This window comes from Arthrobacter pasteuri, from assembly GCF_054510955.1.
In genome coordinates, this window is the sequence record NZ_JBTNDO010000003.1 from 164306 (window position 1) to 175728 (window position 11423).

Annotated in this window: 13 protein-coding genes and 1 pseudogene; 3 read left to right on the plus strand and 11 right to left on the minus strand. The window is 68.7% G+C overall.

Going from position 1 to position 11423, the window contains the following annotated elements; all coding sequences use genetic code 11:
* Positions 1-29 precede the first annotated feature (29 nt).
* Positions 30-695 carry a hypothetical protein gene (locus ACX80H_RS13960; protein ID WP_459313995.1) on the plus strand — a complete coding sequence of 222 codons (666 nt, stop codon included), beginning with the start codon at positions 30-32 and terminating at the stop codon, positions 693-695.
* A gap of 13 nt (positions 696-708) precedes the next feature.
* On the opposite strand, the gene ACX80H_RS13965 is transcribed toward ACX80H_RS13960, so the two are convergent.
* From ACX80H_RS13965 to ACX80H_RS14000, 8 genes and pseudogenes are all read right to left on the minus strand, one after another.
* Entirely contained in the window at positions 709-1557 is an 849-nt protein-coding gene (locus ACX80H_RS13965) for a S1 family peptidase (protein ID WP_459313997.1), read from the minus strand.
* 109 nt (positions 1558-1666) lie between these two features.
* A complete protein-coding gene (locus ACX80H_RS13970; protein ID WP_459313999.1) occupies positions 1667-2542 on the minus strand; it encodes an oxygenase MpaB family protein in 876 nt (291 codons plus the stop codon).
* Positions 2543-2637: 95 nt separating this feature from the next.
* Positions 2638-2874, minus strand: a pseudogene (locus ACX80H_RS13975) (helix-turn-helix domain-containing protein); the annotation flags it as partial.
* The gene (locus ACX80H_RS13980; RefSeq protein ID WP_459314001.1) at positions 2874-3371 is read right to left on the minus strand and encodes a DUF2975 domain-containing protein; all 498 of its coding nucleotides are present in this window, start codon (positions 3369-3371) and stop codon (positions 2874-2876) included. The pseudogene ACX80H_RS13975 and the gene ACX80H_RS13980, both read right to left, overlap by 1 nt.
* 146 nt (positions 3372-3517) lie before the next feature.
* Positions 3518-3721 (minus strand): helix-turn-helix domain-containing protein, encoded by a 204-nt coding sequence (locus ACX80H_RS13985; protein ID WP_459314002.1) that lies wholly within the window; start codon positions 3719-3721, stop codon positions 3518-3520.
* 244 nt (positions 3722-3965) lie between these two features.
* The gene (locus ACX80H_RS13990; protein ID WP_459314003.1) at positions 3966-4385 is read right to left on the minus strand and encodes a DUF3151 domain-containing protein; all 420 of its coding nucleotides are present in this window, start codon (positions 4383-4385) and stop codon (positions 3966-3968) included.
* A 3-nt stretch (positions 4386-4388) separates the two neighbouring features.
* Complete coding sequence (fbaA, locus tag ACX80H_RS13995; RefSeq protein ID WP_459314004.1) at positions 4389-5408, minus strand: class II fructose-bisphosphate aldolase; 1020 nt, start codon at positions 5406-5408, stop codon at positions 4389-4391.
* Between the two features lie 162 nt (positions 5409-5570).
* Entirely contained in the window at positions 5571-6230 is a 660-nt protein-coding gene (locus ACX80H_RS14000) for a TrmH family RNA methyltransferase (RefSeq protein ID WP_459314112.1), read from the minus strand.
* A gap of 94 nt (positions 6231-6324) precedes the next feature.
* On the opposite strand from ACX80H_RS14000, the gene ACX80H_RS14005 reads away from it, so the two are divergent.
* Positions 6325-7104 carry an HAD-IIA family hydrolase gene (locus ACX80H_RS14005; RefSeq protein WP_459314005.1) on the plus strand — a complete coding sequence of 260 codons (780 nt, stop codon included), beginning with the start codon at positions 6325-6327 and terminating at the stop codon, positions 7102-7104.
* A 15-nt stretch (positions 7105-7119) separates the two neighbouring features.
* On the opposite strand, the gene ACX80H_RS14010 is transcribed toward ACX80H_RS14005, so the two are convergent.
* The 3 genes from ACX80H_RS14010 to ACX80H_RS14020 all read right to left on the minus strand — a co-directional run bounded on the left by ACX80H_RS14010 (position 7120) and on the right by ACX80H_RS14020 (position 10078).
* Complete coding sequence (locus tag ACX80H_RS14010; RefSeq protein WP_459314006.1) at positions 7120-8121, minus strand: thioesterase domain-containing protein; 1002 nt, start codon at positions 8119-8121, stop codon at positions 7120-7122.
* A gap of 34 nt (positions 8122-8155) precedes the next feature.
* Positions 8156-8731 carry an orotate phosphoribosyltransferase gene (gene pyrE / locus ACX80H_RS14015; RefSeq protein WP_459314007.1) on the minus strand — a complete coding sequence of 192 codons (576 nt, stop codon included), beginning with the start codon at positions 8729-8731 and terminating at the stop codon, positions 8156-8158.
* A gap of 138 nt (positions 8732-8869) precedes the next feature.
* Entirely contained in the window at positions 8870-10078 is a 1209-nt protein-coding gene (locus ACX80H_RS14020) for an ROK family transcriptional regulator (RefSeq protein WP_459314008.1), read from the minus strand.
* A 301-nt stretch (positions 10079-10379) separates the two neighbouring features.
* Here ACX80H_RS14020 and ACX80H_RS14025 point away from each other — a divergent pair, with 301 nt between their 5' ends.
* Positions 10380-11351 (plus strand): sugar phosphate isomerase/epimerase family protein, encoded by a 972-nt coding sequence (locus ACX80H_RS14025; RefSeq protein WP_459314009.1) that lies wholly within the window; start codon positions 10380-10382, stop codon positions 11349-11351.
* Positions 11352-11423 lie beyond the last annotated feature (72 nt).

Sequence of the window (11423 nt, forward strand, 5' to 3'; positions counted from 1 at the left end):
CACTCCGGGGCCGCCGAAAAACGCGGCGCATGACGGAGGAAGTGCCACCGCGGCTGCACGCGCCGAAGCTCCGGCCCCGTGCACAATGGGGCATGGACCGCTTCGAAGGACACATCGCCGGCATCGGCACCGCCTCGGGCACCAGGCTGGTGATCGGCCGCTGGGACACGTCCCCGTTCGGCGCATTCACCGACGTCATGATGGAGGATGCAGCGGGCCACCGCACGCTGCTCGCTCCGACCCGGGACGTGGCGGACTACGTCGGCGCGACCTACGCGTTCGACGAGGTCGTGCTCTCGCCGATCACCTCGACGCTGACGCGCGACCGCCTCGCCGTGGAGGCCGGGGACCTCCGGGTCGTCGCCGAGATCGGGCCCGTCACGCTGCTCGGGCGGCTCCTCCGCCTCGTCCCGCCGCGCCTGGCCACGCACCCGCGCTGGCTGGCGCTGATCAACCCGGTGGCGTCGCTCCTGGTGAAGGGGGTCGCGACCGCCGGCTCCGCCGGACAGGGCCGCACGGAGTACTACGGCGTCACCTCGGCGTGGACGATCCCCCGGGTGGCGGCAACCTGGCGCGGCTCCGACCTGGGCGCGCTCGGCCCCGTGAGTCCGCCCGTGCGGTTCGGCTTCAGCTCCGCCCCTGCGCGGCCGCAACTGGTGTCCTTGACCACGACGATCCGCCGCCCGGAGCACTGAGGAGGCCGGCGGCTCAGCCCGTCGTCAGGGCGAGCCAGTCCTGGACGACGGCGATGTCCGTCCGCTGGTAGCCGTCGATGTACCGGCAGATGGTGTTGAACCCGTAGGAGCTGACGGCGACGAGGTAGCCGTCGAGGAACACCGGGCCGCCGGAATCCCCGGAACAGGTACCCCCGCCGCCGCGCGGATCGTTCGGATTGCCCTGCAACTGCAGGACCTGCTCCCCGAGCTTCTGCCCGGGCGACGTCGTGCTCCGGCGGAGCAGGGGGAAGGTCATGGGCTCGGGCTTCTGCGGTCCGGCGTCAGGCCTCCGGACCTCGGTGCCGTACCCCACGACCTCGAAGATCGTCCTGTTGAGCAGCGGTGCCCGGTACTGGTCGAGGTACCCTACGGGCGCGAGCTCGGCGGGCGCGATGCCGGTTGCGGGGGTGTCGAGCACGATCACGCCGACGTCCGCCCGGTCGGTGGCGGGAGCCGCACCGGAGTAGTCGGGGTGCGCCGTGGAACTGCCGGACAGTGCACCGGCGGCGGCGAGGTCGGCGCCCGTGTAGCCGACGGCAGGGTCGGCGGCACGGGGGATCGCGACGGGCGGGGCATTCCCGATCACCGGATCGAACGTCACGAAGGACTTCCCCACCGTCCCCGAGACGCAGTGGGCCGCCGTGAGGAGGACCGTGGGGCTGATGAGTGTCGCGGAACAACGCTGCAGGGCTCCGGTGCCGCCGTAGGTGAAGACCAGCGCGACGCCGGGGTGATCGTCGCCGTCGGGCTCCCCACCGGTGACCGCTGTGGCGGGTGATGCGTTTGCCGCCAGCAGGACGAGCACGACTGTTGCGGCGAGGGCGCGGCGAAGGAGCCTCATGGGTCGGGGCCTTTCGAGCGGACGGGGTGTTGAGCCGAGCATACTGGCGGGACCGGCCCTGGCATACACCTCCAGGAGTGACCCGACAAGAGACATGGAGCCTGCAGCGCTACCCGTCGGATGCGGCCCGCACGCGATCGAGGGCGACGGCGTAGTGCGGCCAGTACCGCACGGGCGCAGGCAGCAGCGGCGCGGCCAGCCGTGCGGTCCGACGGAAGGCGGCGAAGGACGCCTGCTCCCGGCGGCGCCACGGAAGTCCGTAGGCCTCGCGCAGGGCGGGAGGGAGGACTCCCGCGGCCAGCACGGAGGGCACCGGACGGAGCGGCGACGGGAGGAGCGGCGGATCAGGCGTGAGGATCTGCCGCGCGATCATCCGTGCGGTCCTGCCGACCTCGAGTGTGGCTCCGACCTGGTGCTCCACGTAGCGCTCGAGCGCGCTGTAGTCCTCCGGCAGGTGTGCGTCCGGGACGGCGAACAGGTGTGCCATCCGCTTCATGTCCTGGTAGTACGCATCCCGCTCGTCTGCGGGAACCGGACGGAGGAAGGCATCCGTGACCTCGACAGCGGTCCAGACGAGGGTCGAGAACACCCACAGGGCGAGCTCGGGATGATCCGCGCTGTAGGGCGTGCCCGCCGGCAGCGAGGCGGTCGGCTCGGGCAGGGCGCCCCGCACGGGGCGGTGCTTCCGGGCCACATGGTCCGCAGCGGAACGGACCTGGGCCTGGTCCCCGAAGGAGACGGTGAGGACGGCGTCGAGCGTGCCGCGCAGGCGTTGCAGGGGATCCGTGGCGAACCCGCTGTGGGCCCGCACGCCCTCGGCCACGAGCGGATGTGCCAGCTGCAGCAGGAGCGCGGCGGGGCCCCCGGCGAAGATGGCGCGCTCGCGTGCGATCCGCCATGCAGCCGAGCCCGGCCCGAAGATCCCCGGATCACCCGTCCTGCCGGGTGCAGGAGCCTGAGGGAAGAACCGCCCGAGCCCCTTCACGCACCACCCTCCCCGTATACCGCAGCGGAGCCGCCGCCCGCCGCGCGGGTTCCCACGGTGCCGGCATTCAGGCCGGGGTTCAGGCCGGTGTCCCGGCCGTCGTCCCCGTCGTCCTGGCCGTCGCTCCCGTCGTCGACCCACTCCAGCAGGTCCCCGGGCTGGCAGCCCAGCACTCTGCACATCGCCTCGAGCGTGCTGAACCGGACGGCCTTGGCGCGCCCGTTCTTCAGGACCGCCACGTTGGCCGGCGTGAGGCCCACGCGGTCCGCGAACTCCCCCACGCTCATCTTCCGCCGCGCCAGCTCGACGTCGATCCGCACCACGATCGGCATCAGATGACCTCGTCCAGCTCCGTGCGCAGCTGGCGCGCCTCTGCATCCCGGTCCACCGCCTGGACGAGCAGCGCCCTCAGCACCAGCACGATCAGCGCCACGGCCGCGATCATGACGGCCACTCCCCCGATCAGCAGCACCACGCCGGGAGCGACGGCCTCCCCGGGCGCGAGGGCGACTCCGAGGCCGAAGGCGAACAGGCTCGCAGCGGCGAACGCGGCGATGACCGTGTTGACCAGCCGGAAGGCGTCCGTCGAGAAGACGGTCCCGCGCCGCACCATGGTCAGCAGGCCCCAGACGCAGACCACGGCTGCCTGGAGGGCGAGTATTCCGAGCACCGTCAGGACGACGAGCGGCGTCCTGATCAGGGCGACGTCAGGATCGGCGCGGTCGAGGTCGATACCGAGGAGCGAGAGCATCACCACCTGGATGAAGACAGCACCCGCGAACATCATGCACAGCACTACCCGTAGCGCGATGACGGCGATTCGTCCCATGACAGCTCCTTTTATGCCGAGTTACGACATAAAGCTATCGTTAATCGATAGTCGAGGCAAGGGTTCCCGGGGCAGGGGCGGCACTGTGAAGCGTCACCCCGCACCCTTCGCCGCCAACAGCCCGTGGACGTCGGGAGCCGCAGGAGTCAGATGGAGAAGTCCGACCCCGGGTTCGCTGCATCGAGATACTCCCGGACCGCGCTCTGCGGCACGCGGTAGGACCGCCCGAACCGGATGCTGCGGATGGTTCCCGATTGCACCAGCCGGTAGACCGTCATCTTCGAGACCCGCATCATCGCGGCCACCTCGGCCACCGTGTACAGCTGTCCCGTGCTTACCTTTGTGGACATTGCAGCACCACTTCCATCCGCCTCACCACGTGCTGTGGAGCTATTAACTCTGATCCCGGGAGTAACGGCAGCACAAGAAACCCGACTACTCGTTTATCACCTGCCACAGCAAGTACCAGGTGCCTCATCAGCGACACTCCGGGCGCCTCGACCACCGCCCGCATGCACCGGCCCGGACAGAGGAATGGCGGGGCGAACGATCGCCCCGCCATTCCTCCAGCCGATGCAGCTGCTTCCCGTGATGTCAGCCCGCCAGCTGGGCGCTCGCCTCCGGATCGGACTCCCGGAGGAAGACCGCGATGCGCTCCGCCTCCTCGATCTCACCGATGGAGGCCGCAGCCCGACCCAACGCGAAGAGCGCCCGGAGGAAGCCCCGGTTGGGCTCGTGGGAGTAGGGAATCGGACCGGCACCGCGCCAGCCGCTGCGCCGGAGCGCGTCGAGGCCGCGGTGGTAGCCGGTACGGGCGTACGCGTAGGACTCGATCGTCCGGCCCTCGGCGTAGGCCTCATCCGCGAGGATCGCCCACACGAGCGACGACGTCGGGTGCTGGGCTGCCAGGTCGACGGCCTCGTCACCGGCCGCGAGGCGCTCGACGACGTCGGGTTCCTCGGGCAGGAGGGTGGGCTCGGGTCCCAGGAGGTTCTTCCGGAACTCGTCGGACACGGGCTAGAGCTTCTTTCCGGCGGATCCGAGGGACGCGGCAGCCTCGACGATACGGGCCGAGAGGCCCGCCTCGGCGGAGGCGCCCCAGACGCGGGGGTCGTAGGTCTTCTTGTTGCCGACCTCGCCGTCGACCTTCAGCACGCCGTCGTAGTTGCGGAACATGTGATCGGCGATGGGACGCGTGAACGCGTACTGGGTGTCGGTGTCGATGTTCATCTTGATGACGCCGTAGGAGACGGCGTCGGCGATCTCCTGGTCGGAGGAGCCCGAACCGCCGTGGAACACGAGGTCGAAGGGTTTGTCCTTGCCGATCTTCTGGCCCACCTGGTCCTGGATGTCCTTGAGGATCTCCGGGCGCAGCTTCACACCGCCGGGCTTGTAGACGCCGTGGACGTTGCCGAAGGTCAGCGCGGTGATGTAGCGACCGTTCTCGCCGGCACCGAGGGCATCCACGGTCGCCAGGGCGTCCTCGACCGTGGTGTACAGCTTGTCGTTGATGGCGTTCTCCACGCCGTCCTCCTCACCGCCGACGGTGCCGATCTCCACTTCGAGGATGATCTTCGCGGCAGCGGCGCGAGGCAGGATCTCGCGGGCGATCCGCAGGTTCTCCTCGAGGGTCTCGGCGGAGCCGTCCCACATGTGGGAGTTGAAGAGCGGGTCGCGGCCGTTCTTCACGGCGTCCTCGGACGCGGCCAGCAGCGGCAGCACGAAGTCGTCCAGCTTGTCCTTGGGGCAGTGGTCCGTGTGCAGGGCGATGTTGACGTCGTACTTCTTCGCCACTTCCTTCGCGAACGCCGCGAAGCCGAGCGAACCGGCGACCATGTCCTTCACGCTCGCGCCGGACCAGTAGGCAGCTCCGCCCGTGGAGACCTGCACGATGCCGTCCGAGCCCGCTTCGGCGAAACCACGCATCGCAGCGTTCAGGGTCTGGGAGGAGGTCACGTTCACAGCCGGGAAAGCGAATCCGCCCGCCTTCGCGCGGTCGATCATCTCGGCGTAAACATCAGGGGTGGCAATAGGCATGCTGAGGACTCCTTAGTGGTGGGAAGTGCTTGCTTCATCCTAGCGAGCGCACCTGCCGGGCGCAGGGCTCCATGACGACCCGACCGGCGACGGGCCGGGGCGGACGCGCCCACGCAGCCCTGTGCCGATCGGAGGTGCCGGCCGATCAGACGTGCCGGCCGATCAGACGTGCTGGCCGAAGACGTGCCGCCGCACCCAGCCGTGCATCGCGATCGCGGCAGCCGCCGAGGCGTTGATCGAGCGCGTGGATCCGAACTGGGCGATGGAGAGCGTCGCCTCCGCGGCCTCGTGCACCTCCGGGGTGAGGCCGGGGCCCTCCTGGCCGAACACGAGCACGCAGTTCTCGGGGAGGTCGTAGGTCTCGAGCGGCACCGAGTCCGGGAAGTTGTCGATCCCGATCACGGCCAGTCCCTCGGCTGCCGCCCAGGCGGTGAAGTCGGCCACCGTGGGGTGGTGGCGGACGTGCTGGTAGCGGTCGGTGACCATGGCGCCGCGCCGGTTCCACCGCCGTCGCCCGATGATGTGGACCTCCTTCGCGAGGAACGCGTTGGCGGTACGCACCACCGAACCGATGTTGAGGTCGTGCTGCCAGTTCTCGATCGCGACGTGGAAGCCGTGGCGCCGCTCGTCCAGGTCCGCGACGATCGCCTCATGCGTCCAGTACCGGTAGCCGTCGACGACGTTCCGGGTATCCCCGTCCGCCAGGAGGTCGCGGTCCCAGTGATCGCCGTCGGGCCATTCCCCTTCCCAGGGCCCGACGCCGACGGCGGGGCCTCCCGGGGCTCCGTCCGTGGCCTCGGTGGTGTCGGTCGGCTCTAGCAGGGGTTCTTTCACCGTCCAAGCGTAATCGGCGGCAAAGGTGGAAGACTGGCACAGGCAGTTCCCCGTGCGTCCGCCCCCTGGAAGGAAGCCCCCCATGCGCGAGAACGAACACATCGAGTGCTGGCTCACCGACATGGACGGCGTGCTGGTGCACGAGAACCACGCCATCCCCGGTGCGGCCGAACTGATCGAACGCTGGGTGGCCACCTCGAAGCGGTTCCTCGTCCTGACCAACAACTCGATCTACACCCCCCGCGACCTCGCCGCGCGCCTGAAGGCCTCGGGACTCGAGATCCCCGAGGAGAACCTCTGGACCTCCGCTCTGGCCACCGCGCAGTTCCTGCGCGACCAGCTGCCCGGCGGCCGTGCGTACGTGATCGGCGAGGCCGGGCTGACGACGGCGCTGCACGAGGCCGGTTTCGTCCTCACCGACACCAACCCCGACTACGTGGTGCTCGGCGAGACGCGCACGTACTCGTTCGAGGCGATCACCACCGCCGTGCGCCTGATCCTCGACGGGGCCCGTTTCATCGCGACGAATCCTGACGTCACCGGCCCCTCGAAGGAGGGCCCCCTCCCTGCGACCGGCGCCATAGCGGCCATGATCACGGCTGCGACGAGCCGCGACCCGTACATCGTGGGCAAGCCGAACCCGATGATGTTCCGCTCGGCCATGAACCAGATCGACGCCCATTCCGAGACGACGGCGATGATCGGCGACCGCATGGACACCGACATCATCGCGGGCATGGAAGCGGGCCTGCACACCGTCCTGGTGCTCAGCGGCATCACGCAGCCGGAGGACATCAACGCCTACCCGTTCCGCCCGGCGCAGATCTGCGACTCGGTGGCGGACCTGATCGACCAGGTCTGATCGGCAGCCCAGGCTTCAGAAGGCGCTCTTCCAGCCGCCGCCGCGCGGCATCGGGACGTACTCCCGCTGCACCGCGGACACGATGCCCTGGTACACGCCGGGGTTCCACTGCGGGCTGGCGTGCGCGGGCAGCGCACCGTTCGTGACGTAGTCCGCGGACATCACGTTGTCGGGCAGATCGCGTGCCCAACTCGTGCGGGCCCTCGCATAATCGACGACGCCGTCGCCCGGGTTCCCGGCGAACACCACCTTCGTGTCGCCGAGGGAGAGCCTGAACCGTGTGGCGTCGAAGTGGTAGATGTACGAGGACTCGGACTGGATCAGCTCGCTGCTGGGCGCCAGGGGCGAGAGCTGCTCGAGGGTCTGGTCCACGATCTGGCTCCACGTGCGCTCGTTCTTGTGGACGATCCGCTCACCGAGCTCGTACGTCCCCCGCACGCTGATCGGCACGCGCACCCCGGCTTCGTAGAGCAGGACCACGCCGTCGAACATGCGCTGGTCCTGGACGTCGAAGCGGCTGGACGGCGAGGAGTCGAGCAGGACCAGCTCCACCGGGATGCCGCGGTCACGCAGACGCGCAGCCACTTCGACCGCCACCATCCCTCCGAAACTGTGGCCGTAGAAGTAGAGCCTCTCGAGGCGGAAGTTGTCCACGTAGCGGTTCATCGTGGCCACGATGTTGTTGATGTCCAGCCCCCGGTTGGAGTACCCGAGGACCGCCATCTGCGCCCGCCGGGACAGGACCGGCCGCAGTGAGTTGAGGATCCAGAGCCCCTCCTCCCAGCTGGTCTTGTACCCCGGGAAGAGGACCCACCGGTCGTTCGGAAACCGGGCGGCCGCGCGGTCGTCGTCGAGCGGCAGAATGCGGTTCTGGTCGCGCTGGGACTGGATGACGCGGGTGAACGCGAGGTCCGCGGTCAGTACCGCGGCTGCTGCCGAGCCGATCAGGAAGGACCGGCGGGAGGACTCACGGAACTCGCGGGCGCCCTGCAGGGCCCGGGCGTCGTCGTGCCTCACGCGCCTCCCTCCCGCAGCCCGCCGGGAGCGACCGTCAGGCGAGGCCCAGCTCGTCCTTGCCGAAAGCGAAGAGGTAGGGCACCCCGGCCTCGGATTCGATGCGTTCCTTGGAGCCCGTGCTCCGGTCCACGATGACGGCGACGGCCTGCACGTCACCACCGGCCCGGCGCACGCCCTCGACGGCGGTGAGCGCGGAGCCGCCCGTGGTCGAGGTGTCCTCGAGCACGACGACGGGGCGTCCGGACACGTCCGGTCCCTCGACCTGCCGGCCCATGCCGTGTGTCTTCTGGGTCTTGCGCACCACGAACGCGTCGATCGGCCGGCCCGCCTGTGCTGCTGCGTGCATCACGGCGGTTCCGACGGGATCGGCGCCCATCGTGAGGCCACCGGCGGCCTCGAAGGCGATGCCGGCGTCGTCGAGCAGCTGGAGCATCACGCGGCCCACGAGGACGGATGCCTCGTGGTGCAGGGTGATGCGGCGCAGGTCGATGTAGTAGTCGGCCTCGACACCGCTGGAGAGCGTGACGCGCTCATGCACCACGGCGAGTTCCTTGATGAGCTCGAGGAGCCGGGTACGGTCGGTGGTCTGCGCGGAGGTCTCGGCGGTCATGCGGCCAGTCTATCGAGAGGCACGGGACGCACCGTCACCGGCCCGCGGCCGGTCGGCGCCACGGCGAGACCGGGCACCATCGCATCGATGCTCTGCGGCGGTGCCCGACGACGGGGCAGCCCCGTTCGACGTGGCTGGTCAGCCGGCGATCGTGTCGTTGAGGCCGAGGACCATGTCGTCGATTCGCTGGGGTGACATCGCGTCATGGATGGCGAGCATGCTCGCACCGAGAACACCCGCGTCCAGGCCGGAGGAGGACTGGACGATCTGGAGGTGGTGGGTGGCGAGCGGGATCGTGCGCGAGTAGACGACTTCGCGGATGCCCGCGATGAAGTGTTCGCCGGTGAGCGCCATCGACCCGCCGATGACGATCACCGACGGATTCATCAGACTGACGCAGGCCGAGAGCACTTCTCCTACGTCCCGACCGGCCTGGCGCACCGCGTGCACGGCCTCCTTGTTCCCGCTCCCCACGAGGCGGACGACGTCCTCACTGTTGTGGGCTTCCAGCCCGAGGGCTCTCAGCTTCGCTGCGACGGCCGGCCCTGATGCGACGGCTTCGAGGCAGTCCTGGTTCCCACAGTGGCAGGGGACGCCACCGCCGTTCTGCACGCGGATATGGCCGATGTCCCCGGCGACGCCATTCGCGCCGCGTTGGAGCATGCCGCTCGAGACGATGCCGGAACCGATGCCGGTGGCCACCTTCACGTAGATCAGGTCATCCACATCGGACCAGGCGGCGTTCCGCTCACCCACGGCCATGATGTTCACGTCGTTGTCCACGAGGACCGGGACGTGGAAGTGGTTCTGCAGGTAGCCGGGAACGTCGAAGCGGTTCCAGCCGGGCATGATCGGCGGGTTGATGGGCATGCCGGTGCTGTGTTCGACCGGCCCGGGGACACCGACCCCGATGGCCAGCAGGTCCGAGAGCTCACGGCCCGATGTCGCGAGGAGCTCGCCGGACAACTCGACGACCGCCTGGAGCACGGAGGTGGGGCCCGCTGCCACCTCGATGGTGCGTGCCGCTTCATCGAGCTGATGACCTGTCAGGTCCGTCAGCGCCACGCGGAGATGCGACGCCCCGATGTCCACTCCCAGGACGACCTTGCTCCCCGCTTTCAGCGCGACGCGCGAGGACGGCCGCCCCCCGGTCGAGACAGCGTCGTCGACGAAGCCAACCAGCCCCAGTTCCATCAGTGATTCGATCCGCAGGGTGACGGTGGACCGGGCCAGACCCATCTGCTCGGCCAGTTCCGACCGCGTGCGGGGACGCCCGTCCCGAAGGATCTGGAAGAGTTCGCTGGCTCCAGAGGAGCCGAGTCCGTTGAAGCTACTTATGTCACGCATCGACTCATTACAGCATAGAAACCGACGAAACATGAGGGCAGGGAAGCCCGGCGGTGATGGCCCGGGGGAAAGCAGCGCCTGCACCGGCACTTTGGGCCAATCGGTCGCCCTTAGTACTGCCCGCCATCGACTTTAGAAGTAGGCGGACCTCCTTAAATACATCGACGAACACGCAACATTCGTTGTTTCTCGCCATTAGCCGTGTTAGGTTCGCTGAGACTTCCGTCACAGAACCAGGCTTAGGCCGACTCATCCGGTCGACGGGATTCACCTGCATCACCACTTCAAGGAGGAAGCTTTGATGAAGAACGACTACACCACCGTTCACCGCCCGCGCCGAGGAGCAGCCCGTCGAGTGGCGGCAGCAGCCGCGCTCGCGATCGCAGCGACGACTGTTCTGGCCAGTCCTGCCGTAGCCGCCCCGAAGGCAGGTACGGGGTCCGAATGTGCCGGCAGGAGTGTGCCCGCCAGCAAGATCTCCTTCCAGCTGTACAGCTACGCCGGTTGGCAGAGGGACATCGGTACGGAGGGGATCCTCGCCGAGCTGGCGGAGATCGGGTACAGGAACGTGGAGCCGTTCGGCGGCTCCTACGAGGGACGCAGCGCCGAGGAATTCGACGCACTGCTCAAGGAGTACAAGCTCAAAGCCCCGACCTCGCACGGCAGCACCGCAGAAGCGACATTCGACCAGACCCTCGCCTACGCCAAGACGATCGGGCAGAAGTACACCGGATCAGGCGGTTGGGCGGCGCCCGGCGTGAACAGGGACGCAACCAGCACCTATGACGACATCGTGGCCACCGCCGAGGCGATGAACGAGCTGGGCGAACGTTCCGTGAAGGCCGGGACGGGGAAGCACTTCGGCCACAACCACTGGTGGGAGTTCACGACGCTCGTCACCGACCCCCGGACCGGCCAGCGGACGACCGCCTACGAGGTACTCCTGGCGAACACGGACCCCCGCTACGTCGCCTTCCAGCTCGACGTCTACTGGGCATCGGACGCGGGAGTCGACGTCGTCGATCTGCTCAACCGGCACGGCGACCGCATCGAGCTGCTCCACATCAAGGACGGCGCACTTCCCGCCGACACGATCGGCTTCGCGAGCTTCCCCCTGCTGACCGATGTGGGCGAGGGAGATATCGACTGGGGACCCATCCTCGATGCCGCCCAGGGCAAGGTGAAGTACTACGTCATCGAGCGGGACAACGCCCCGGCCACGGCCGAATTCGCCCGTGACAGCTTCGAGTTCCTCACCTGCTACGCCTACTGAGACCGGCACCACCTAGAACGAACGACGGCCCGACCGGCGGCTCCCTGCTGAACCGCCGGTCGGGCCGAGCCT